The sequence below is a fragment of the Vibrio sp. SCSIO 43137 genome (assembly GCF_028201475.1).
Lineage (GTDB): Bacteria > Pseudomonadota > Gammaproteobacteria > Enterobacterales > Vibrionaceae > Vibrio.
This window is the reverse complement of record NZ_CP116384.1, coordinates 670,289-694,850: the sequence shown is the minus strand read 5'-3', so window position 1 is coordinate 694,850 and position 24,562 is coordinate 670,289. Positions and strand designations below refer to the sequence as shown.

Below are 24,562 nucleotides of genomic sequence, written 5' to 3'. Positions count from 1 at the left end.
TATTTGTAGTTATTAAACTATGTTGCTTATTTATATAATGCACCGATAATAATTACTCACTGGCTAAAGTTGTTACTATCATCTATTCCGCTTATATCCTGACTCGGAAAAAACGGTATCAAACCGGCAACAAAAGCAGAAATGATTTAACTGACACCCTGATGCATTTATTGCATATTGGTGCTCTGTTTCGGCTGCTACTATAACTCCCGCAATAAGGTTTAATTTATGCTGAACATTGAGACTAAATGGCTTCAGGACTTCCTAAAACTGGCTGAAGTGAAAAACTTCTCTAAGGCTGCAGTAGAGCGAAATGTAACCCAGTCTACTTTTAGCCGCCGGATTCAGGCGCTGGAAAATGCCGTCGGCTGTCAGCTGTTTGACCGTGAAAAAACGCCGGTAGAACTGACCCAGAGCGGAAAACAGTTCCGCACCAGCGCCAGAAGCCTGATGATCCAACTTGAATATGAACTCGTCCGTATTAACGACCTATCGGTTCTCGGCAACCAAAAAGTGAGCATTGTTGCCGGACACTCCATCGCTACCGATGTGCTTCCCCTGTTCAGGTTCAACCTGTTTACTGAAGAGAAAGAGATTATCCTTGATGTCCGTGCCAGTGATGTGGATGATGCTGTCAGCATGCTTCAGGAAGGCGCCTGCGACATCGTTATGAGCTATAAGAACTCTCAGCTCCATTCTAAACCCTATCTTGCACATAAGATTGGCGAGTCAAAAATCTATTGTGTTACCGGCGTAGATGAAAAAAATCAGCCCAAGTATCGGCTGTCCAAAGAGGAACTAACGCCTTGGATTATGCACTCTACCGGCAGTTTTATGGGGCGGCTGACCAGAGAAATAAGCGGTCAGTATGCCCTTAAGCCCATTTTCTCTTCTTCCATGACCGAACTGGTAAAAGCGCTTATTATTCAGGGCGAAGGTATCGGTTGGCTACCCGAGCATTCAATTAAAGATCAACTTGCTACAGGGCAACTTATTATTCTGGATAAAGAGAATGATATGAACCCTGCGGAGATTTATGCATACCGCTCTTATGCCAAGCTTCACCCGGCAGGGGAAAGGGTATGGCAGAAGCTGTGTGAGTTTTCAGCCATGAATTTCCATGTGGCCTGAGACTGTGCCATGTCATTTTCGCATAACTAACAGGCGACTCTAGAGAGTGGATAATACAGCGGTGTATTAAGGGACGATATTTAATGCTGTGTTGATAGTCTATTTAACCGACGAATACTCACAATAAACCCGTTTTATCAACCTATAAATCAACTCTATTTGGTTCGTACTCAGTTTATTAATTATCGAATGCCAGTGTGATAATTTATCTGGAGCTTGTTAATTAGCGGAAATTGGTACAAAAAAAGCGCTCCTGTTTAAGAAGCGCTTTAGTGAGCCTTAGCAGACTTAACCGATCATTAGGGTTAAGATAACGGCTAATGCGCTAATCAGACCGGCAAAGGTATAACAAGCGATCTTACCCATTGTACCTGCATGGATCTTAAGGTCATGCATACCATGGTGAACACGGTGCATAGCATGCCACATAGGCAGTGCCAGTGTACCGATAATAAATAAAGCACCGATAAAGCTGGTGGCGAACTCTGAAACGCGTTCATAACTCATCGCTTCCGCATCTATCATGCCCATCGGCACCATAATGCCCAGCACCAGTACCGTCACCGGCGTTATCATGGCAAACCAGCTGCCGCCGGCACCAAACAGACCCCACCAGACCGGCTCGTCTGAACGTTTTGGATGTTTATCTACCACAATAAGCTCCTTATACAATGATGAGTACGATTAGCGATATCGCCGCCACTGCCGCCCACTGGCTCAGCACGATGACTTTCTTATCCACCAGTTTGCCCTTAAGGCGAACCGGTACCACTTGCGGCATCATGCCAAAGAAGGTATGGGCATGGAAAAGACTGCCCAGCAGCGCCACGATGTTTATCGCCACCACAATAGGGTTCGCCATAAACTCAAGCCAGCTCTGCCAACTCTGTGGCCCTTTCACCAGACTGCCCAGACCTATGGTCAGAAACAGGGTGAACAGTATCAGCGGCAGTACCGTCGCTTCTCTTATCATATACAGGCGGTAGAAACTGCTTTTCTGCCACCAGGTCGCATTCATGGTGCGAACATACGGTTTTCGATTACTCATCCTTCTCTACTCCTGTGGGGTTAGCATGGCTATCATAAAGTCTTTCGACGATTCGATTTTGCCCTGATTGACAGCGGCAGCCGGGTCTACGTTCTTCGGACACACTTCTGAGCAAAAGCCAACGAAGGTACAACCCCATACGCCGTTTTCACCGTTCAGCAGCTCCATACGCTCATCTTTCCCGTTATCACGGCTGTCCAGATTGTAGCGATGCGCTAAGGTGATGGCCGCAGGCCCTAAGAATTCCGGATTCAGGCCAAACTGAGGACAGGCGGCGTAGCACAAACCACAGTTGATGCAGGCGGCAAACTGCTTGTACTTGGCAAGCTGCTCAGGCGTCTGCTGGTTCGGTCCGTCTTCTGGTTTACGGTCGTTGCCAAGGATGTAAGGCTTAAGTGCTTCCAGACGTTCAATAAACGGCGTCATGTCCACAATCAGGTCTTTCTCAATCGGGAAGTTGGCCAGCGGCTCAATCAGCATGCCGTCCGGGTAGTCACGAAGGAAAGTCTTACAGGCCAGCTTCGGATAGTTGTTTACCATCATGCCGCACGAGCCACAGATAGCCATACGGCAAGACCAGCGGTAAGTCAGGTCTTTATCCAGATGGTCTTTGATGTAACCTAACGCATCTAACAGAGACATGGTGTCATCAAACGGCACCTCAAAAGTCTGTTTGTACGGCTCGGCATCTTTGGCCGGGTCGTAACGCAGAATGTCGATTTTCTGAATTCGGTTCGCTGGCATCAGACTTGCTCCTCAGTGGTTTGTTCCTTACGGGCTTGCTTTGCTTTTTCTTGCTCTGCTTTCGCCTGCGCCGCTTTTTGCTCTTCTTCTTTCTCTTTCGCTGCTGCTTCTTCCGCCGCCGCACCGTACAGACGCGCTTTCGGCTGAGACTTAGTGATGGTCACATCGCTGTAGTCAATCACAGGAGAGGCATCTTGCCGGAAGAAGGCTTGTGAGTGTTTCAGGTAGTTGACATCATCACGCTCTGTGCAGCCTTCGTCTAAACGCTGGTGCGCACCACGGGATTCACGGCGAAGGATAGCCGAGTGTGCCATGGCTTCCGCCACTTCCAGACCGTAGCCCACTTCAATGGCGTACAGCAGGTCTGTGTTAAACACCTTGCCTTTGTCTTTGATGCTGATGTTTTTATAACGGGCTTTTAGCTCCGTCAGCTTGGCAATGGTCTCTTCCAGCAAATCTTCACGTCGGTAGATACCACAACCCGATTCCATGGTGGCGCCCATTTCCGTGCGGATGGTGGCCCAGTTTTCATCACCTTGCTGGTTCATTAGCGATTGGATACGCGCTTCGACGGCTTCCACTTGTGTAGCGATAGACTCATCGTTCCAGCCTTTAAACTCTTGAGCGCGTTTCACGGCATGCTCACCCGCTACGCGGCCAAACACCACAAATTCTGCCAGTGAGTTAGAGCCAAGACGGTTCGCCCCATGCAGACCAGAGGAGGCACACTCACCCACGGCAAACAGGCCTTTAATGGTGGTTTCGCAGTTCGGGTCAGTCTCAATGCCCCCCATGGTGTAGTGCACCGTCGGGCGAATTGGAATTGGCTCTTTGGCCGGGTCAACGTTCACATAGGCTTTAGCCAGCTCACAGATAAACGGCAAACGCTCTTGTAAGTACTCTTCACCTAAGTGAGTCAGGTCAAGGTGTACCACATCCCCTAATGGGTGTTTGATGGTGTTGCCTTTTTGCTGCTCATGCCAGAATGCCTGAGACACTTTGTCTCGTGGGCCCAGCTCCATGTATTTGTTCTTTGGCTGGCCAACCGGGGTTTCCGGTCCCATGCCGTAATCCTGCAGGTAACGGTAGCCGTCTTTGTTGACTATGATACCGCCTTCACCACGGCAGCCTTCGGTCATCAGAATACCGGTACCCGGCAAGCCCGTCGGGTGATACTGAACAAACTCCATATCACGCAGCGCCACGCCGTGACGATACGCCATGGCCATACCATCACCGGTCACGATACCGCCGTTGGTGTTGGTGTTGTACACACGGCCTGCACCACCGGTTGCCAGTACCACAGACTTAGCTTTGATGGTCACCAGCTCGCCTTCCGACATATGAATGGCCACCAGACCCTGTACTTCGCCTTCGTCCACCAGCAGGTCAACTACGAAGTACTCATCAAAACGTTTGATTTGCTCATATTTGATGGATGTCTGGAACAAAGTATGCAGCATATGAAAGCCGGTCTTATCGGCAGCAAACCAGGTACGCTCCACCTTCATACCGCCGAAACGACGTACGTTCACATCGCCGTTCTCTTTACGGCTCCACGGGCAGCCCCACTGCTCCATCTGAATCATTTCGCGGGTGGCATTTTCAACGAAATACTCCACGACGTTCTGCTCACACAGCCAGTCGCCGCCACCAACGGTGTCGTTAAAGTGGTTATCCAGACTGTCTTCTTCTTTGATGACCGCCGCCGACCCGCCTTCAGCGGCCACGGTGTGGGAGCGCATCGGGTAGACTTTGGAAATCAGGGCAACTTCCAACTCAGGGTTGGCTTCTGCCGCGGCGATTGCAGTCCGTAGACCGGCACCACCGGCACCGATGACTGCGATATCTGTGGTTATGGTTTTCACAGCATTCTCCAGTTGATATTTATATTTTTAATAATTGAAAATAGATATTGGACTAAATAGTTTTATTCACTCCAATATCTATTTGCGCGGATATTAATTCAGGTTGATTAAATAAATTACGCCTAATACTTGCTCTTAAATCTAAAGGCTCAGACAGACTGAACAATAAAGGTGAATAAAGATGTTGTAAAATGCTAAAAGTACTAATCAAGATACCTAAAATGCATAGAAACAGTAGAAGAATATGTGATCAAGATAGCAGACAAATTTTTCCAATCATAAATTAACACCAGCATGTTAAATTAGATGATCGGTTTACTTAGTCACATGTTAAAAATTACCAGAAACACTGTTACATACCTGTACCAGTGCAATTGCCGTGAAAATTATAAGTTGCTCCCCGGCATTTTTAATGTTTCCATATGGCATCTTAGCCTTTCATTATTAAAGGCTGCTCGAAAATTGAGTTCGTTGGATAGATTCCGGAGTTTCAGATGAATAACATTGAAACAAAATGGCTGAGAGATTTTATCACTTTGGCCGAGTTAGGCAGTTTTTCACAGGCCGCTTCTGCACGAAATATTACTCAGCCTGCTTTCAGCCGGCGAATTAAATCGCTGGAGTCAGAGTTAAACATTACTCTGATCGACAGAAGTAAAACACCTATAGAGCTGACAAAATCCGGCAAGCATTTTAAAACCACTGCTGAATCAATACTTTATCAATTAGATGAAGAAGTTGATCGTCTGGCGGGAAGCTCGGTACAAGGCAGACATACGGTTCGTTTAAGTGCGGCACATTCTATTTCCATAGGCATACTGCCACAGTTACACGACTGTCTGTTCAGCCCTGACCTGAACACCAGTCTGGCCATCGATGCCAATGAAGTGGATGACTCTATCGAGCTTCTGATTGACGGGAAATGTGATTTTCTTTTCTCTTTCTACGACGACAGATTACAGGTAGCGCCTTACCAGTCTATTTATATCGGCAGAAGCCTTCTTTACTGTGTTTCTGCCACCGATGAAAATGGTAATGCTCTTTTTGATACCAAGCTTGACAGTCACGTTCCCTGCCTTGACTACACCCCGGATAGCTATATGGGCCGGGCACTGAACCGGACGCAAATCAAACTATCTGACAATACTATCTCCACCTCATCCATGAGCGATTTAAACAAAGAGTTTGTCTTACAGGGTAAAGGTATTAGTTTTCTTCCGGATTATATTATTAAACAAGAGCTTGAGCAGGGTAAGCTGGTTATTTTGGATGAAATTCAGCCGGTACCGCTGGATTTATATGTCTATCGCTATGTATCTAAACTTCACTCTTCCTGTGAAGCGATCTGGAAAAAGTTAATTAAAGCCTGTCCGATTAAAGAACTTAGCCAGTTTGATTAAAATTCGCTTAATTTAACGTTTGCGCGACTGATTGCTATTTAAATCCGTCGCGCGATTAGTTGAAAAACTATTCACAACATATCTACCCATTAAGTGGTACTACCTGATTTCCATCCACGATACAGAGAATTAAGTCACAAAATCTTAAGTTATTACGATGCTATTTTTGTATAACTGCTTCAAATGAAACATTTCCCAATTAGATTTAATATCAGTACTCTCTATGGTAATCAAAGTGATTTATTTAAATCTTATATAATCCATCTATACCTATCTTTTATATATAAGAGTCGTATATAAACACAAATTGATTGCTGTTATTTTTAAGTTAAAAACAGTAACAAAACATATAACAGACTTAATTAAGCCCTATTACATTTTATAAACAGAGCAGTGTAATAAGAGCTTTAACTAAATTTAAAATTATTAACTTTTTACTTTCTAAAATTACACTTAAATTTAAGGAAACAACCATATGGTAGTCGTAGAATTAGCAGTTGTACTGCTGTTTATATTCTTGGGGGCACGTATTGGCGGAATCGGTATCGGTTTTGCGGGTGGTGCTGGTGTTATTGCACTTACAATGCTGTTAGGTCTGGATGCAGGTAGTATTCCGGTAGACGTTATTCTGATCATCATGTCAGTTATCACTGCTATCGCAGCGATGCAGGTTGCCGGTGGTATGGACTGGCTGGTTGATCTGGCAGAACAGTTCCTGCGTAAGAATCCGAAACGCATCACTTTTTATGCGCCGATTGTTACTTACTTTATGACCATTCTGGCTGGTACCGGACACACTGCATTCTCAACGCTTCCTGTAATCGCTGAAGTGGCGAAAGAACAGGGAATTCGTCCTTCTCGTCCACTTTCTATTGCCGTTGTCGCTTCTCAGGTTGCTATCACAGCATCGCCTATCTCAGCGGCTGTTGTGTTCTTCTCAGGTATCCTTGAGCCACTGGGTGTTGACTATCTGACACTACTGGCAGTATGTATCCCGACCACGTTCGTTGCTTGTATGATCGGTGCATTTATCGCTAACCTTATGGGCGGTGAGCTGAAAGATGATCCAGTTTATCAGGACCGTATGGCAAAAGGGCTGATTAAGGTTCAGGGCGCAACTAAGCGTGAAATCCTGCCTTCAGCTAAAACATCTGTATACATCTTCCTTGTTGCAATCATCGCTGTAGTTTCTTACGCAACTATGATCAGCGGTACAGTAGGGCTAATCGAAAACCCATCTATCGGCCGTAACCAGGCGATTATGGCGATTATGCTAACCGCAGCAACAGCTATCGTAATGATCACTAAGATCGATGCATCTAAGATCGCCAACGCAGCAACCTTCAAATCAGGTATGAGTGCGTGTGTATGTGTTCTTGGTGTTGCATGGCTAGGTGATACATTCGTTTCAAGCCACATTGCTGAAATCAAAGAGTTCTCTGCACATATCCTTGAGCAATATCCTTGGATGCTGGCAATTACCCTGTTCTTTGCCTCTATGCTTCTTTACTCACAAGGTGCAACAACAACAGCGCTAATGCCGGCTGCACTGGCTATCGGTGTTGCTCCACTGACTGCGGTTGCGTCTTTCGCAGCAGTAAGTGCACTGTTTGTACTACCAACTTACCCTACTCTGCTTGCAGCAGTTGAGATGGACGACACTGGTTCAACCCGTATCGGCCGCTACGTGTTCAACCACCCATTCTTTATTCCGGGTGTGGTAACAATCGCGACCTCTGTAGCTTTAGGTTTTGCATTCGGTGGCCTGTTTATCTGATAAACATTAACCATCTAATTGAAAAGGGTAAGCAAAGCTTGCCCTTTTTTGTTTCTGTTAATTATTTGCTAAATTTTATCACGAATAAAATCTGATGATTTATTCATTTAAACGTTTATATTATTCACTATTTTGGACACTCTATTCTCACAGGAAATCGCAAGAAATTTTCTTAATAAAAAAGCAGATTCCCATCGTATTTTTTGTTATTCATCTATGCCGTTATCGCATTAAAAGATACTTTTTGGCATTGTACATAAACATAAGTGAGGAGCATCATTACCCCATTAGTTTAATATCCAATAAAAGGTCGTTGTCATGGTTAACGGTACAAATAATTTCCGTGTAGAAGAAGATTTACTGGGCACATTAGAAGTTCCGGCTGAAGCTTATTATGGTATCCACTCTTTACGTGCAAGTAATAATTTTAACATTTCATCAAAAGTTATTTCCGACGTACCGGAACTTGTTCGTGGAATGATATTTACTAAGAAGGCAGCAGCTAAGGCTAATATGACTCTTGGTACAATTCCTTCAGATGTCGGCTCTTACATTATTCAAGCCTGTGACCTGATTCTTGAGACGGGTAAATGCATGGATCAGTTTATCTCTGATGTCTATCAGGGCGGTGCAGGTACTTCCGTGAACATGAACGCTAACGAGGTTGTTGCTAACCTTGCTCTTGAACTGATGGGTAACAACAAAGGTGATTACCACATTATCAACCCGAACGATCATGTTAATAAGAGCCAGTCAACAAACTGTGCTTACCCTACTGGTTTCCGTATTGCTGTTTATAACAGCATTATGCAGATGATCACTTCTATTGAGCACCTGAAAGCATCTTTTGACAAAAAAGCAGAAGAGTATCAGGACTACATCAAAATGGGTCGTACCCAGCTTCAGGATGCTGTGCCAATGACAGTAGGTCAGGAATTTGGCGCTTTCAGTGTACTTCTTAAAGAAGAGATCAAGAACCTGAAATACGCTGCCGCACTTCTGCTTGAAGTCAACATTGGTGCAACCGCTATCGGTACTGGTCTAAACGCTGCCGAAGGTTATCAGGCTCTGGCGGTTCAGTTCCTTGCTGAAGCAACCGGTCTTAACTGTGTACCTTCAGAAGATCTGATTGAAGCGACTTCAGATTGCGGTGCTTATGTTACTGTTCACGGTGCATTTAAACGCCTTGCGGTTAAACTGTCTAAAGTATGTAACGATCTACGCCTGCTCTCTTCCGGTCCTCGTGCTGGTTTTAACGAAATTAACTTACCTGAAATGCAGGCAGGTTCGTCTATTATGCCGGCAAAAGTAAACCCGGTTATTCCTGAAGTGGTTAATCAGGTCTGTTTTAAAGTTATTGGTAACGACACAACGGTTACTTTTGCTGCCGAAGCGGGTCAATTACAACTTAACGTTATGGAACCTGTAATTGGTCAGGCTATTTTCGAGTCAATCGAATTATTAAATAATGCTTGTATTAACCTTGCTGATAAATGTATCGACGGAATTACGGTTAATAAAGAAGTTTGTGAAGACTTTGTATATAACTCAATCGGTATTGTTACTTATTTAAACCCATTAATCGGCCATCACGAAGGTGATATTGTGGGCAAAATTTGCGCAGAAACAGGTAAGAGCGTTAAACAAGTCGTTCTGGAGCGTCAGTTATTAGAAGAAAATGAAGTCAATGAAATTTTCTCAACTAAGAACCTGATGAAGCCTGAATATAAAGCAAAATTATTTAGCTAATAATCAAATCATAAAATAGCTCTTATCCTAATTTAAGGAGCCGCTATAAAGCGGCTCTTTTTTCGTTTTTGTGATTAATAATTATACCTGTTACTTTACAGCGTTTGGCCTCGTAGCAGTAAGCGAACACACTCGACTCTTCTTTTCAATTTAATCCGCAAACTCCGGTAGTCTTTTTTATAGGTTAGAGGTAAAATTGAACGTACGTTCATAGCCAGAAGTCAGCCAAGATGAGTAAACCAGCCAAATTTGATCGTGATGACGTGGTAGAGAAAGCAACCAATCTTTATTGGCAGAAAGGCTTTCACGCAACCTCAATGCGCAATCTGCAAGACGTTGTGGACATGCGCCCCGGCAGTATTTATGCAAGTTTTGGCGGCAAAGAGGCGCTGTTTAAGCTCTCTATTCAGCATTACGCTTCCAGAAGTAAACAACAATTAGATCAATGTTTAGAGTTGGCAGGCTCTCCCTTACAAGCACTCAAGCTGTTTATGACAAACACTGTTATAGCTAACCGGACATCGGCGCCTAGCGGCATCTGCATGTTGGTAAAATCCATATCAGAACTGACGGAAGAGCAGCCTGAACTGCTGGCTGAAGCGAAACGCCTGCTGGCCGGTGCAGAGTCCCGTTTTACCGATGTTATTCAGATGGCCATAGATTGTGGTGAACTCCCTTCGGACACTGATGCCGGTTTTCTTGCCCGTTATATTCAAATCCAGTTAACCGGTTTGCGTATCTATGCCAAAGCGACAGAGAACGACGAAGCGGTAAGTGAACTTATCAACGGTATCTTTGCCGGTCTTGCTAACGTAAAAGGCCACAACTAATGTGGCCTATACACTTTTCATCTTTCACTAGCGATTCCGCTAATTTTTTGTGCAAAACAACCTAATTGGACTATTTATCAAAAACTTAAGGAGTAATGAATATTAGACAATGGCATAGATTGAAATCAGAGAAAAAAACAGACCGCTAATCACAATTGGTACGCCATAAGGGATACCACGAGTAAATGGCTGTTGTTGATATAAGTACATAATACCCAACTGTATTCCCCCCAAAAGCCCAGTGATACACAGCATCAGTAGCGTAAACTGAGGAGCAATACCAACAGTAAATGCTACAATCAACTTAACGTCTCCCCCACCCATAACTTTCAGAAACCAGAGGACAAAAAATATAATAAACACGATAAAAGCGACCGGTATAGAATCCACTACAAAACCACTTATCCAGGCGTTAATCAGACCAACAAGCAATACACATGCGCTCAAAACATCCGGAATCCTTCTTGTTTTTATATCACAGAAAATAATCCGCACAGATAAAACACATAATATATAAAAAGCCAATAACCTCTCTTCCTGTAAGTTAGCAATAGATGAATCCATTTCAATCAATGCTTTACATTATTTGGCTTTAAGGTGTCCTGAAACATCTTCAATCAATGTCAGAATATGTTTATATATCTCGTCGGCTCCGGTTTTAGCGACATAAATTTTATTACCGAAACAGGACTTAAACGCAGAATTTTTTGTTACACCGTCAAAATCTACCCCTATCACTCCCATTGTTACCTTTGTAGGTGCGCCGCCGACTGCTGAAAAGCGGTTGTTTTTACTACCGATACGCTTTCGGATTTCATTACACATTTTATATTTTTCTATCAGCGCATTTGCCATCGGCTTGTCATCCGAATCATCATAACCATCGGCTAACAGGATAAATATCTGCTCCGGATTAACTACTTTAGGATCATTGGTTGCTTTGTCAGCCATCTGAGCGGCGGCAATAATACCCTGCCAGGACGCTGTCGGCCCATAAGGATAAAACGTCGAAAACTTAGCATAAAAATCAGAGTAATCCGTTGTCGGTGTCAGATCATGAAATTCTAAATGTGCTTTTTTCACCAGTATTTTTCTTTTGCCCTCATAAACAGGTATTTCAGGGTGATGTACCCAGTCCTTAGGGTGAATCCACATCATCTTAAATGTGGGGTAATGGTATATTGGTGAAAGAGAACTGCCATTATAGCTATGTTCAACGCTATAAGTATCACTACCAATTTTCTGAATAGATTTTGAATTATATACTGACATAGACACTCTTGCAGGATAATCCGGGTTCTGCTTGGTCTTTAAATAATCTAACACATTCTTAATAGTATATTTGACCGCCTCTATTCTGCTTAGCCCATGCCCCTGAAGCCATATCTTTCTCATCGAGCCACTCATATCCACGATAAAATGGATGTCCACAGGCCGGGCTACATATTTTTCCGCTACTATCTCACCACCAATAACATTAAACTGCGGCTCAAAAAGAGGAGCCTTACCTTTGCTAGGTTGAAGAGAGGCCAGCCATGAGTCATGCACTGTAGAGACTCTCAGTGTATTTCGGACGTAAGCTATATCGCAACCGTCACCATAAGCACACTGTGTTTTGCTTAAGTTAACCTCTGTTTTCAGGCTATCTCCCATATAACGTTGGATCAGGTTATTTGCGTACGTAAGGTCCTGTGAAGTACTCAGCTTTTGATTTTCCCTTGCGATCATAGCCAAAGCCGTTACTTCTGTCGCTTCCATATTTCGTATATGAGTTAAATACTGTTGTGATACATAAATAGCAAAAAGGGCCATCAGAATCATAACCGGCAAAAATACAAGCAGTACAACCGTAGCCATTCCCTGATACTTGTGATTAGAAATCATAATTATATCCTGGCAAATGTATAGGAGGTGCTAATCAGGCGAAACGCTTCACCTGTCATCCCGCCAATCAAATCAAGGGGAATTTCATAACACAATGAGACTTGATAAAGTGGTAGATAAACGCTGCTGCCCAACAAATTTGTTGCTTCAACAGATATTTTTGGCAGTAGCGCCATTGCCGTGTCCAGATCGATATCCTTTACAGCATTGAAATGACACTGGTGGGTATTGCCAAAGATTAAAGGCTTATTTGTATCTAGCGAAAACTGAGCCGGCGATCCTTTCACCGCGATAGAGACATAATCAATACGCATACCCAGTTTGCTTTTATCAAAAGTGGTATCCATTCGACGTAAAGAAGCGACCACTATATCATAGGCAGTTTTAGCCTCTGATTGGCAACTGTTATCATCGGAGCACAAGCTCATTTTATTGTTAAACAGTTGCTTACGTTCCGAAATTATGGTGGCGACGGAATAGGCCGCTCTGTCCAATGCACCTTTTTTATTAAAAACAAGCAAGTGATTTAAAACAATAACCAACATTCCAGACAGAAACAGTAAACCGAATGCCAGTTCAATCGTAAATACTCCCTTACCTCTTTTTATTCTGTTAATCACAACTCCTCCCTGAAACAGTTAACGCGCAGCGTTCATATTCTTGAACCGCCATGATTTCACGCTTTATAGGCATAGCAGGTAACCAATTTAGCAGCAGCGGTTGATAGGTATAACTCAGGCTATATATAGCGATAGCCCCGTTTTTATAATCGGATGAACCAGAAGGACATTTGTGCGAAGACAGATATAGTTCCGAACACTGAGAAAGAAAGGCATACTCCTTAAAATAGGTCACATTGATGGAAACACTTGAGGGCACAGTTGTTCTTCCCCAAAGTATTCTGGCTGACTTTGATTCTTTAAGCTTTAACTCAACAATATCCTGATATTTTTCCCAGCTACTATCTTCAATATTTACTTTTTTCGCATAAATTACAGCACTTGCAAACGCGTGTTCCGTTGAACTAATAGCATAAAAAATAAAGCATAACTCCACCCATAACAGAACCACAAACAGTAAAACGGGCAGCCCTATAGCGGCTTCAACCGCAATTGTTCCCCCCATACCATTACGCTTAATCATGGACGCTAACCTTTGTGTATAAATGACCGTTGCTGACAACAAAAGCCCCTTTAACCTTGACCTTTTGCAGATAGATCTTAGCTTCTTCAAAGCTCGAAAATTTACCTATACTGTATTTTCGCCAGTGTTCCACCGAGTGCGAATACACATCACCATATTTCTCCCGCATTAAGTTCAGATAGCTCTTATCGATATCATGTTTATGATTCACCACTAATACCTGAATACGGTAGATTTTCTTCGCAGCAACGCTCTTCACGGAGGATCGATTACGCTCAGGTGACGAACTTGAATGGACGGGAATATTTGCTTCTTTACTGTCTAAAGCCGTATCAGTGGCGGGATGCAATATTTCACCAATACACCGATTTAACTCATGCTCTTGATTTTCTTCGACTGACGAGCCATCTATTGCCCCCATCAACTTAGCTAACAAATGAACCGCTTTATGCTCGCCATGGTTCCTTTTAAGGATATTGAGCGCAACATCATATTTCTTTAGGTGCACTAAGGTAATCAAATAATTGGATCGCACCTTATTATCATCGGGAAAATGGCGGTAAAGGCCTTGTAGAATTTGGTCGGCAGCCGTGAAATCCTGCTGCATCATGTAAACAACCGCGATATTGTTATTGACTTCTTTATCCGATGCACCGGCTTTCCTACTTTCCTTAAAAGCCTCAATCCCTTGTTGATATTTCCCGGATTGTGCTAGTGCTTTACCGTGTAACAGATAGTACTTATCTAAATTACCTCCATTTTTCCGATAACGTTGCAGTTCTTTTTCTGCCAGTTTGAAATTTTTCTTTCGATACAGAATTTCTGCAGAAGTAAAAATATATTCCGGCAGTTCAAGCTCAGCCTTAGTATAAGTATTCCTATACAGCTCAGCGGAAGGAACATCATTCATTTCAAGATAAAGCTCTACGAGCTTTAGTTTATAGTCCGGTTCGAAGCGTAAGTTATCTTTGTAAAACTCGACTAGCTTTTGTTTATTATCTGCTGAAACAAGCAAATGTTCTTTTATCTTCATATGATCTGAAAATGAGTTGCTATTTTTATTATTCACAGAGCACCCAGACAAAACACTTAAATTTAAAACAAGAAAAAATAATTTATTCATAGCATAAATATTCTCATAACACCGGGAGCAACAATAAGAACAACAATAGGAATCATAATAAAAACAATCATAGGAATAGACATCTTAGCGCTCATTTTCCCCACTTTTTCCTCTACTTCCAACATATTAATCTCACGGATATCGTTGGCTAAAGTAAACAATATAGGACCAATAGAAGAACCAAACTTAGCGTTATTCTGTATCGTCATGACAAAACTTTTCGCTTCCGGAGTGGGGAGCATTTCATGGAACTGGTCAAGAGCTTTATGAATACCAACAACTTCTATTCTGTCTACTGTTTTTTTGATCACATAAGCTAAATCACGATCTATAATGCTTATTTCTTTTGCCAAAAAAGACAGGCTTGCATCTATTGTCATTCCTGAGTTGATACAAACATTCATCAAATCTAACAAAAATGGCAGCCTATGGTTCATTCTGTTAATGTTTGACTTTCCCCTGCTGGAAATATACATATCCGGCGCTATAACGAATATCGTCAATCCAGTCAAAAATGCTAGGGTGAAAATTAGCATTGAAATCCATTCTTCATATAGGCCATAACCTATAATGATAGTGAAGAGAACAAATGGAACAATCTTAAGAAAATAATATCCACTAGCAATATGCTCACTGTAGATTCCAGCAGTAATCAACCTGTTTTGGATTTCATCTTTATTGTATTTTACGCTTCCTATTACTTTTAACATGCTTGGAATTATCTTACTTTGCTTTTCCTCAACTCCAATCAAACTTGCTGTTAACACATCTAATCTAACTTTATCAAACAATTTCAAAATAATAGCTGACAGAATCATCGTCAAGAAAATGATTACAACATAAATGGTAAAATATATATTCATCACTTAACTCCTCTGAGAATAAGCCTGATAACAAAAAAACCAATCAACTCGCTAACCAGAACATAGTAAAATATAGGTTTTCCGGCGTCCTCATACATAACAAAATTATAACTTTCAACATTAGTGAAATATAAAATCATTAAAAACACCACAGGTAAAAATCCGATGATTTTTGCAGACATTCTCGCTTCTGATGTTAAAGAGTTTTTCTTTTTTTCGATATTCCTTGATACAAAAATCAGGCGGTTTATTCTCCCAATCAATTCTTTGAGTTGGCCGCCACGGGCAATATTTACTCTAATAGCCGATATAAAGAAAAAATATTCCAGATAAGGAAAACGCTGACTACTTCGCTCCAGAACATCATCATGTGCCTCACCTATAAGAAATCGTTTCGCCATATACTCAAACTCTTTTCCAATTTCATTATCAAGCTGATTACCTACGTATTCAAATGCCTGAACAATACCTTGTCCAGAAGAGAATGCACTAACTAGGATATTTAATGCATCCGGAAACTGGTCTCGAAATTTATTTTCCTGATGTTGCTTAAGTTTGTTATAGAAAAGGTAAAACAAAATGGGCTCTACAATCAAAAGACATTTCCAGTAGGTAAAACGGAAAAAGAGATGATTAACCCAATGGCAGAGTAACGCTGTGATAAGAAAGAACAGGATTATTTTTAAAGGCGCATTGGGGTTAAATACTCGTATTATTTTCCCAATGGATCGTAACATTCGGTTGTTAAAATTGAGATCAAAATTTCGAAAGTCGATCACATTCACTTTTTCATTCTTATTTTGCTTATCACTATCAATATTAAGCCAAATATCCAACTGTTTTTTGTTGCTACGCTGCTCTAATAATAAATACAAAATACAACTTGCTAACACGATAAAGATCAAAAGAAAATTCATGCTAATATCTCCTTCACTTTCTCTTCTAGTCCCAAATATTTTGCTTTCTGATAAACCACAGACCGCTGAGATAATCCTGAAGATATAAATTCCCCTCGTGCGATGTCTTCATCAGAATCAGTGCTAGATTGATAACGATATATGTCATCCATTACAACTTGTTGCCCCTCTAAACCAGAGACTTCCGTTATATGAATGATTTTTCTTGTCCCATCATGCAACCGTTTTACCTGTACGATCAGATCCACCGCGCTCACAATGATACGCCGGATAGCTTCAACCGGCAGATTCGAGGTTGCCATCATCACCATGCTTTCCACTCGTGAAATTGCGTCCAGTGGCGTATTTGCATGTAGCGTTGACATAGAACCATCGTGTCCGGTATTCATCGCCTGCAGCATTTCAAACGCTTCACCTCCCCGACACTCACCGACAATCACCCGATCCGGGCGCATACGAAGTGAGTTAATGACTAAATCCCGGGCAGTAACCAGCCCTGTACCCTCAATACTTGGTGGTCGGGTTTCCAGCCTGACTACATTTGGCTTTTGCAGCTGTAGTTCAGCTGCATCTTCGATAGTCACTACTCGTTCTGAGTCATGAATAAAGCCGGATATTGCATTGAGAAGAGTGGTTTTTCCCGAACCTGTACCACCTGAAATCAAGATATTGCACTTGCAATAACATGCAATTGATAAGAACTTAGCCATTTCTAAAGACATAGCGCCAAATTCAATTAAGTTGTCTAACTGTATTTTCTGTTCTCTGAATTTACGTATGGAAACTGATGTGCCATCCAGAGATAAAGGTGGAATTACTATGTTTACACGACTGCCATTGTGCATTCTTGCATCACATAAGGGGGTCGATTCATCAACACGACGACCTACATTGGCTGCAATGCGCTTAGCTATCGCGACAAGCTGTTCTTCATCCACAAAACGAATCGATGATTTGCTCACCTTACCATCGATTTCCACAAACACGTTTTGATGGCCGTTAATCATAATGTCCGATATAGCATCATTATCCAACAATGTTTGCAGAGGCCCCAGTCCTTTTAACTCCGCAACCAAAGAACTCACTATCTCTTCTCTGCCCGAAGAAGTCACTTGAAGATCTTTCTTCTGAATAAGCAGATCGACAGATTCTCTTAGTTGGGCAGCCAAATCCTCCGCTCTGACTTCAACGAGAGATGAAGCATCCAAAGCATCAAAAATATCGTCTCGCAATGAAACATAAACGGCTTCTAATCTTTTCATTTTTTAAATGGTGAAAGCTTGTTGAACAATGAAAAAGTAACTTTGGATCGAATATCTTTCCCTGTCAGGTCTTTAACAATAGCGGTGAACGGAGAAAAGTATTGGCGGTTACTTATACTGGAGATCCCCTGTTGAAACAGCTGCTTTTCCAATCCGGAATCATAAATAAAACGTATGCCAGAAGTGTCTTTAACACGTTTTTGAGCACTATTGGTTGTCATTAAGTAATCTTTTTCAGGGCGAGTCAGATTAAATACCGTTTGAAAGTTACTACCAGCCAAAGTGCGAACCACTGCATTAAGCGCCCGTAAAGAGGCCACAGAGGGTTCACAAATAAGATAAATACGGTGATAACGGTCAAGATGTTCTTGCAATTTCAGTGACTCAAAAGATGAGACTGGTACCGAGTCGATAACAAAGTTGTAGTTCACAGAAAGTTCGTGAGACAACCGGTACAGCAGTTCCGTATGTTCCTGAAGTGATACTAAGCGGCTATCCAAAGCAACGTAATCCAGTTTGTCCTGTACCTTATATAAATAGCTTTCTGCTACTGCAGCATCAATATCCAGTAACGCAAGATTGCCAGGGTTTTGTTTAGCCTTGAACTGCTTTAAACCCAGATACGCATCCGATGAGATAGCATGGCTATCATGTTCCACCAGCATTACTTTAAGGCGCGCCTTAACCGCCAGAATATTGGCTAATACTGAACTAAAACAAGACACGCCTACTCCGCCTTTTGTTCCGATCACCAATACTCGTTTAGCACTTCTGATTGACTGTCGACGTGTATTCGATTTGTCTATGTGGGAAGCAATAGTTATAGTCAGGTTATGTAGGGCTTCATCCCATAACACATACTCTGCCCCCAAATGATAAATCTGATTTTGTAAACTGATTGAGTCAATATCACTCAACACGATGACGGTGATACTGGTATCCAATAAGGTCACCATTTGCGTAACCTTTGAGCATTGCTCAGATTCCTCGACACCTCGGAAATCTAAAATAACATTTATGATATCAGCGCTGGTATAGCGATGAATGTTGCTCTCATTCAGAAGCGAACTCGTTTCCAAAGATGAAAATCCTTCTCTGATATATAGCTCTTTGACGCAGTCCATTAATTGTTGGTCTTTAGAAACTATTAAATCCCGACGCTTTTTATCATCAGAACCAGTCTGAACTTTGGAAAGAAATGAAGTTAAATCAGACGCCATTACTCGGTCTCCCTGATCGGCTGAGCCAAACTCATCTGGTAGTTATATTCCAGCGTACATCCAAAAGGGTATGAGTTGTGTTTATGTATACTCAACACGCCGCAATCTCTGTCTTTTACTAGCGGATAGCTAACACGAACATGTAAATTTAACGAATATTGGTTATTCGCTTTAAAGTTGAACCGCTCCGGAGCAATACTTAACCATTTAAGCTCTTCTTTCAGTTCATTCATTGAACTAACAGCTTCAGCCGGATAGGTGATTGTAAATACAGATTTAGGATGTTCTCTATTAAGTCTCACCAATAAAGAAATAAGCTTTGGTGATGCATAAAATTCGGCTCCTTCCCGCTCTTGTACTTGCAGAGGCACGACATACTGTTGTTGCACAACGTCAGCATTATTGAACAAAGTTTTGGCTGTGAAGATATGATATCCACAACCAGAAAGACTAAACGCGTATACCATAAAGAACCAAGAACAACGCATTAGTTAAACCCTCCGTCATTGATGATATCGACTAGCGCAGGGGATGATTGCTTCTGTTTTGTAGAGAATTCCATACCAAACAGTCTTTCAATATCACTACTAGGTTTAAACACTGGTAACTTAATCTCTTCCGCAGCAACCGGATTAACAAAATTAACGGTAGCAACAATAATTAGTTCTTTTTTGGAACGTACAGATTTAGTGCTGCTAAATAACGCTCCAAGGATTGGAATATCACCTAAATAAGGAATTTTTGAGAGAGATTCAGCGTCTTCTGAAGAGAGTAGTCCGGCTAAGATAAAGCTCTGACCATTTTTAAGCTGTACCGTAGTTTTAGCTTTTCGGGTTTGAAAGGCAGGGATGTCCACTTGACCTGTACTAGTAGTATAAGATTTGTCAAATGAGCTTACTTCTGGCTGTAAAGTTAAACGAATACTATCCGCATCTACAACTTTCGCCACCATCGAAAGCCGTACGCCATACTCTTTATAATGAATCGAGATCCCGTTATCTTCCCTCACCGCAATTGGTAATTCTCCGCCAACCAAAAAGCTAGCTTGTTCACCGGAGAAAACAGTTAGATTGGGTTCAGCAAGTATTTTCCCCACACTTTCGTTACCAACAGCGGAAATAACAGCTACAATATCTTTAGCGGTAAAATCCAGCAATTTATTAACAAATGTACCTTGCTCATTACCTATTCCATAAGACATACCGAGATCTGTCAAAAATGAGTTTGATACTTCTGCAATGGTTACCTTCACATTAATTTGGTTACTGGACAGTACCTTTAAGTTATTCATAATATTTTTATATTGATACTTACCGGTATATAAAAGTGGATCGCCGTCATCACTATAATTCTTGTTAACTATTTCATAGTTAAACACCTCACTTTCCTTTGTCAACAATGTTCCCACCATTTGATATACCTGATCTTTTATCTCTTCCGAACTGACAACACCATCCAAAACAATATTATCTGACACATTACTTATCTTAATATCCTCGTCCGGAAATCTGTTTTCAATTGCTTGCCTTAACAACTTCATATTTAAGTTAACAATAATATCACTGTTATATATTTCTTCGCCTTTAGAGTTATAGATGATGATTGAGCTAAAGCCTAAATCAACACCATAAACTACAACAGTTTTAGAATTTATAATCTTATAATCAGCAATATCTGGATTGGAAATAAATACTGTAGATGAATTAATTGTTGTATTAATTGTCTTTGCACTTCCTTTACTCAACATAAGCAACTCATCAGCGTGAGAGAAAGCAGAGCAAAACAACAGTACAAGTAAAAATAATTTAGGTATACGCAATTGCTATTCCCCCTGTCCCCGTAACGCTTTAACTTTAATTGTTCTTATTTTTTTATCAGTAAACTCTTTACTGCTAAAACTACCTCTATTCTCACCATTTATAGTTAAATTAGACGAGAGCATTACTATCAATTCTCCCGTTTTTTTAGCAGTTTCTAATTTAAGAATCTGGGAAGTTTCCAGAGCAACAATCAAATTATAGGTAACGATTCCCTGTAGGCTTTGATGAGCTTTTAAATGCAATACTTTTACCTGATCTGCAATTATCTTACTGACCACAACTGCCGTTCCCTCAGGTTGATAACGTAAGATAAAACTAACTGTATTTCCCCGCTTTGCTGTAAATCCTCCCTGATTAACTAGCGTTGTTACGTCTACCCAGTAAGGTAACTCTCCACCTTTTAAAAACTGTAACGGATAATCACTATCATCAGTATTGGCAACCATATTCGTTGTCAAAACGGTACCAGCTTCATAGCCACCCTTATACACCGCGCCGGGCAAAAGCATGAGCTCACTTATTTCCGTATAGTCCTGACTAACACCTATTGGATCAAGCCTGCGGACAGTTAAATCTTCTTGCCTTATAGTCTGTCCGCGCAATACCTGTTTGTTTAGGGCGTAGACCTCTGAAACAGAGTCATTTTGTTTGTTAATATTGGTTGTTAAAACGATTTCAAGAGCATCAGTTTTCGATTGCCGGATTTTTTCTAACTTCAGAATGTCGTTTAATGTGAGTGCCAGAACCAGTTGGTAAGAAAAAGGAGCATTTTGGCTGCCAGTCAGCGATGAAAGCTCAGTTAATTTAAGGACTCGCGCCTGTTTAACGATAAGTTTACTGGTCAGGAAAGAAGTCCGTGGTATTAAAATAAAGCTGACATAATCACCACTTTTGACGACTAACGCTTTGTTATTTATAAGTTCAGTAACGTCATACCAATAAGGCAACTCCCCCTTATTTAGCGCATAGAATATATAATCATCATGATCAGGATTAATCACATCACTCACGGTTAAATAACTACCATTTGATATATTACGGGTAAAACGTGTTTTAGGTGATAAGGTAAAATCTTGAACCGGAGAGTAAGAGCGCCCTTTTAGTTCTGCCTTTGTATAGCTCTGTACCGATAGCATCTGCTCTTGAACGATTTGATTTTTCTCAGCGGAGTTGTCCAGCACATAAATATCAACTTTAGGCTCAACAACCTCAGTAACGGTTGTCTCAGATGAGGGAAACAAGAACTGATGCACAGAAAAGTAAAACAACAAAAAAAGCACAGTAGCAACTAAAATAAACCGGATAGAACGACTCATTGTTACTCCCAACGAATACAGTTGTGCTCATATTAAAAAGAAAAAAACTATACCTTCAATAATACTCTATTTTTCTTAGAACTATATTAAAGGTATATTTAATCGTCATTACCTACTTAGTAGGTACCGTTTTGGCAGCAGAAATATTCTTACCCACCTCTGCCATTGCATCTTTCATCGCCTTAACCAAATCACCATTTGTATAAACAGCTAAAACTACAGCAGACATAGCAACAGCTACAATGGCGTATTCTACTGCAGTTACGCCTCGCTCATCATGTGTAAATCTTCCTTTAATTAACTCAATACGTGCTAATATATCGTACAGCATACGACCTCCAAACCTTCAATTAATAACTCAAGCACTTGCGATAAGAATTTCGCCAAATTCTTATTAATTAAATTATTAATATTAAACCAAAAAATCGTTAGCACAATAAATAAAATACAAATCAAAATGCTAACAACTCAGTTATTAGCTAAACACGTTAGAATATACTTATATTACAAGAACAAAAATAAATCACTGTTAAAAAAGAAAAAAGCACCTTATTTTAAATCCAGAAAAAGTCAAAAAAAGTTTTTGCCTCGATAGTTTCGATATAATTCTAATTTTGAATAATGAGATTTATACCACATTATTTCAACCTTATTATTATTGTTACACAGGATAATTACCTGTCAACTCGATATATATCGTTAGCTATCAGGTTAGTAATATAAAAACCAGTTGATAATATGTACAGTTATATAAATAAAATGAATGATAATTTAAGTAAAAAATGGTGATATAAAGATTGTTATGGCTTATGTTCCCGCCAATGATAACTATGCTTGAGACAAGACATAGTTGCACCCTAAATATACTGTTGACCTTAATTGGTAAAAACATAGGCCACAACTAATGTGGCCTACTTATGCTACTTATGCAGTTAACGGTTTACAGTAAAGAGTTACCTTGTCACCATTTTGTTAATCTGTGCCACTTTCTGTTCTGCCGTTAACTGAGATGGCAAGGGGTTTTGTAAGCCAGCCTGACATGCCGGACGCAAGGCAAGTTCATTTAGCCACCTCTGCAAATGTGACAAACCAGAAATATCGACCCCACTCCATTCATGTATTCTCGCCCACGGCCATGTAGCAATATCGGCAATAGTGTACTCATCACCAGCCAGATAAGCATGTTTTTCCAGTTGTCCGTCCATCACCTCAAACAGTCTACGGCCTTCATTTTGATATCTTTCAATGGCCGCCGGTATTTTTTCAGGAAAGTAACGATAGAAGACATTAGCCTGCCCCATCATTGGACCGACTCCGCCCATCTGAAACATTAACCACTGAATAGCCTCAGAACGTTTCTTCGCATCGGCAGGCAGAAATTTTCCTGTTTTTTCCGCCAGATAAAGAAGTATTGCACCCGATTCAAATACGGCGAAATCATCATTATCACGGTCGATAATAGCCGGAATTCTACCGTTAGGGTTGATTTCAATAAACTCCGCTGACTTCTGCTCCAGAGCACTCAGATCCAATTGATGGACACAATAGTCCAATCCCATCTCTTCCAGTGCGATAGAGATTTTGTAGCCGTTTGGCGTCGCTGCTGTGTAAAGTTCTATCATTTCCTATCCCCTAGAAGTTTGATGGAAATAGTGCCCTTTTGGCGACATCATCCATTTCAGTCTTAAACTCAATACCTTTAGTCATGTTTCTTGCTCTCTCTACCGCCGGGCGACTATTAATACCGTCAAACCAACGCTGAATATTGGGATACGCTTTCAGGGCACCTTCACCCAGCACTACATTTGCTTTATCAATCCAACCCCATGCTGAGATATCAGCGATAGTGTACTCATCCCCAACCACATAGGTTCTGTTTTCAAGATGAGAATCAAGAACGGCATAGTGTCGATGCGCTTCCTTCATGTAGCGGTTAAGTGCGTATTCGTTACCTGCCGGAGCCGCACGCTGAAAGTGCACTGATTGTCCGGAGAATGGCCCAAGCCCTGTTGCAATGAACATTATCCAAGAGAGTAATTCAGCGCGGTCTTTTTCTTTTCCGCCCAGCTGACCGGTTTTCTCTGCCAGATAGAGAAGAATCGCATTTGAATCAAATACCCGCACACCATCATCTTCTATGGCTGGTGTTTTGCCATTTGGGTTGATAACCCGGTACTCCGGTGTATGTTGCTCACCTTTAAGGGTGTCAATAGCAACCAGCTCATACGGTAAGCCAGTCTCCTGTAGGTAAAGTGCAACCTTCATTGGGTTTGGTGTCATATGAAAATAGAACTTCAGCATGGTTATCTCCTTATTGCTTGAACGTTCATTCAAACACAAACTGAACAGTCGCTCAAATACAATTTGAACTCTTGTTCAATTAATTACGTTTCCCCTCACTGTCGCTACCGTAGATATGCAGGCTTGCAACCCCTTGTTCACTCTGGGCATAATCCAGCTTAGATTT

The 24,562-nt window shown here is 41.4% G+C and carries 24 protein-coding genes; 5 read left to right on the top strand and 19 right to left on the bottom strand.

Going from position 1 to position 24,562, the window contains the following annotated elements:
* Positions 1 to 228: 228 nt before the first annotated feature.
* Positions 229 to 1,131, top strand: a complete 903-nt coding sequence (locus PK654_RS18980; protein WP_271700635.1) for a LysR family transcriptional regulator — start codon at positions 229 to 231, stop codon at positions 1,129 to 1,131.
* Between the two features lie 288 nt (positions 1,132 to 1,419).
* On the opposite strand, the gene frdD is transcribed toward PK654_RS18980, so the two are convergent.
* The 4 genes from frdD to frdA are packed head-to-tail and all read right to left on the bottom strand — an operon-like array spanning position 1,420 to position 4,791.
* Positions 1,420 to 1,788 carry a fumarate reductase subunit FrdD gene (gene frdD, locus PK654_RS18975; RefSeq protein WP_271700723.1) on the bottom strand — a complete coding sequence of 123 codons (369 nt, stop codon included), beginning with the start codon at positions 1,786 to 1,788 and terminating at the stop codon, positions 1,420 to 1,422.
* A 7-nt stretch (positions 1,789 to 1,795) separates the two neighbouring features.
* Positions 1,796 to 2,179 (bottom strand): fumarate reductase subunit FrdC, encoded by a 384-nt coding sequence (gene frdC, locus PK654_RS18970; RefSeq protein WP_271699064.1) that lies wholly within the window; start codon positions 2,177 to 2,179, stop codon positions 1,796 to 1,798.
* Positions 2,180 to 2,185: 6 nt separating this feature from the next.
* A complete protein-coding gene (locus tag PK654_RS18965) occupies positions 2,186 to 2,923 on the bottom strand; it encodes a succinate dehydrogenase/fumarate reductase iron-sulfur subunit (RefSeq protein WP_271699066.1) in 738 nt (245 codons plus the stop codon).
* Positions 2,923 to 4,791: a fumarate reductase (quinol) flavoprotein subunit gene (gene frdA / locus PK654_RS18960; RefSeq protein WP_271699068.1), complete on the bottom strand. Its 1,869-nt coding sequence runs from the start codon at positions 4,789 to 4,791 to the stop codon at positions 2,923 to 2,925. Before frdA ends, PK654_RS18965 begins: the two co-directional genes overlap by 1 nt.
* Positions 4,792 to 5,285: 494 nt before the next feature.
* Between frdA and PK654_RS18955 the strand changes: the two genes are divergently transcribed.
* The 4 genes from PK654_RS18955 (at position 5,286) to PK654_RS18940 (ending at position 10,547) form a co-directional block, all read left to right on the top strand.
* Positions 5,286 to 6,191, top strand: a complete 906-nt coding sequence (locus PK654_RS18955) for a LysR family transcriptional regulator (protein WP_271700634.1) — start codon at positions 5,286 to 5,288, stop codon at positions 6,189 to 6,191.
* A 475-nt stretch (positions 6,192 to 6,666) separates the two neighbouring features.
* The gene (locus PK654_RS18950; protein WP_271700633.1) at positions 6,667 to 7,968 is read left to right on the top strand and encodes an anaerobic C4-dicarboxylate transporter; all 1,302 of its coding nucleotides are present in this window, start codon (positions 6,667 to 6,669) and stop codon (positions 7,966 to 7,968) included.
* Between the two features lie 318 nt (positions 7,969 to 8,286).
* A complete protein-coding gene (aspA, locus tag PK654_RS18945) occupies positions 8,287 to 9,717 on the top strand; it encodes an aspartate ammonia-lyase (protein WP_271700632.1) in 1,431 nt (476 codons plus the stop codon).
* Between the two features lie 230 nt (positions 9,718 to 9,947).
* Positions 9,948 to 10,547 (top strand): TetR/AcrR family transcriptional regulator, encoded by a 600-nt coding sequence (locus PK654_RS18940; RefSeq protein ID WP_271700631.1) that lies wholly within the window; start codon positions 9,948 to 9,950, stop codon positions 10,545 to 10,547.
* Between the two features lie 102 nt (positions 10,548 to 10,649).
* On the opposite strand, the gene PK654_RS18935 is transcribed toward PK654_RS18940, so the two are convergent.
* From PK654_RS18935 to PK654_RS18865, 15 genes are all read right to left on the bottom strand, one after another.
* Complete coding sequence (locus PK654_RS18935) at positions 10,650 to 11,111, bottom strand: A24 family peptidase (protein WP_271700630.1); 462 nt, start codon at positions 11,109 to 11,111, stop codon at positions 10,650 to 10,652.
* Positions 11,112 to 11,129: 18 nt separating this feature from the next.
* Complete coding sequence (locus PK654_RS18930; protein WP_271700629.1) at positions 11,130 to 12,404, bottom strand: hypothetical protein; 1,275 nt, start codon at positions 12,402 to 12,404, stop codon at positions 11,130 to 11,132.
* A 29-nt stretch (positions 12,405 to 12,433) separates the two neighbouring features.
* Positions 12,434 to 13,051 carry a tight adherence pilus pseudopilin TadF gene (gene tadF / locus PK654_RS18925; RefSeq protein WP_271700628.1) on the bottom strand — a complete coding sequence of 206 codons (618 nt, stop codon included), beginning with the start codon at positions 13,049 to 13,051 and terminating at the stop codon, positions 12,434 to 12,436.
* The gene (locus PK654_RS18920; RefSeq protein ID WP_271700627.1) at positions 13,044 to 13,574 is read right to left on the bottom strand and encodes a TadE/TadG family type IV pilus assembly protein; all 531 of its coding nucleotides are present in this window, start codon (positions 13,572 to 13,574) and stop codon (positions 13,044 to 13,046) included. The genes tadF and PK654_RS18920 overlap by 8 nt, the downstream gene beginning before the upstream one ends.
* Entirely contained in the window at positions 13,567 to 14,697 is a 1,131-nt protein-coding gene (locus PK654_RS18915; RefSeq protein ID WP_271700626.1) for a tetratricopeptide repeat protein, read from the bottom strand. Before PK654_RS18915 ends, PK654_RS18920 begins: the two co-directional genes overlap by 8 nt.
* On the bottom strand, positions 14,694 to 15,560 hold the full coding sequence (locus tag PK654_RS18910) for a type II secretion system F family protein (protein ID WP_271700625.1): 867 nt from the start codon (positions 15,558 to 15,560) through the stop codon (positions 14,694 to 14,696). Before PK654_RS18910 ends, PK654_RS18915 begins: the two co-directional genes overlap by 4 nt.
* Positions 15,560 to 16,477 (bottom strand): type II secretion system F family protein, encoded by a 918-nt coding sequence (locus PK654_RS18905; RefSeq protein ID WP_271700624.1) that lies wholly within the window; start codon positions 16,475 to 16,477, stop codon positions 15,560 to 15,562. The genes PK654_RS18910 and PK654_RS18905 overlap by 1 nt, the downstream gene beginning before the upstream one ends.
* Entirely contained in the window at positions 16,474 to 17,739 is a 1,266-nt protein-coding gene (locus tag PK654_RS18900) for a CpaF family protein (RefSeq protein WP_271700623.1), read from the bottom strand. The genes PK654_RS18905 and PK654_RS18900 overlap by 4 nt, the downstream gene beginning before the upstream one ends.
* Entirely contained in the window at positions 17,736 to 18,959 is a 1,224-nt protein-coding gene (locus PK654_RS18895; protein ID WP_271700622.1) for an AAA family ATPase, read from the bottom strand. Before PK654_RS18895 ends, PK654_RS18900 begins: the two co-directional genes overlap by 4 nt.
* Complete coding sequence (locus tag PK654_RS18890) at positions 18,959 to 19,447, bottom strand: hypothetical protein (RefSeq protein WP_271700621.1); 489 nt, start codon at positions 19,445 to 19,447, stop codon at positions 18,959 to 18,961. The genes PK654_RS18895 and PK654_RS18890 overlap by 1 nt, the downstream gene beginning before the upstream one ends.
* On the bottom strand, positions 19,447 to 20,772 hold the full coding sequence (locus PK654_RS18885) for a type II and III secretion system protein family protein (RefSeq protein ID WP_443088766.1): 1,326 nt from the start codon (positions 20,770 to 20,772) through the stop codon (positions 19,447 to 19,449). Before PK654_RS18885 ends, PK654_RS18890 begins: the two co-directional genes overlap by 1 nt.
* 9 nt (positions 20,773 to 20,781) lie before the next feature.
* The gene (locus tag PK654_RS18880) at positions 20,782 to 22,095 is read right to left on the bottom strand and encodes a hypothetical protein (protein WP_271700619.1); all 1,314 of its coding nucleotides are present in this window, start codon (positions 22,093 to 22,095) and stop codon (positions 20,782 to 20,784) included.
* A gap of 112 nt (positions 22,096 to 22,207) precedes the next feature.
* Positions 22,208 to 22,426, bottom strand: a complete 219-nt coding sequence (locus PK654_RS18875) for a Flp family type IVb pilin (protein ID WP_271700618.1) — start codon at positions 22,424 to 22,426, stop codon at positions 22,208 to 22,210.
* A 622-nt stretch (positions 22,427 to 23,048) separates the two neighbouring features.
* On the bottom strand, positions 23,049 to 23,717 hold the full coding sequence (locus tag PK654_RS18870; protein ID WP_271700617.1) for a glutathione S-transferase family protein: 669 nt from the start codon (positions 23,715 to 23,717) through the stop codon (positions 23,049 to 23,051).
* A 10-nt stretch (positions 23,718 to 23,727) separates the two neighbouring features.
* Complete coding sequence (locus PK654_RS18865; RefSeq protein ID WP_271700616.1) at positions 23,728 to 24,396, bottom strand: glutathione S-transferase family protein; 669 nt, start codon at positions 24,394 to 24,396, stop codon at positions 23,728 to 23,730.
* Positions 24,397 to 24,562: the final 166 nt, after the last annotated feature.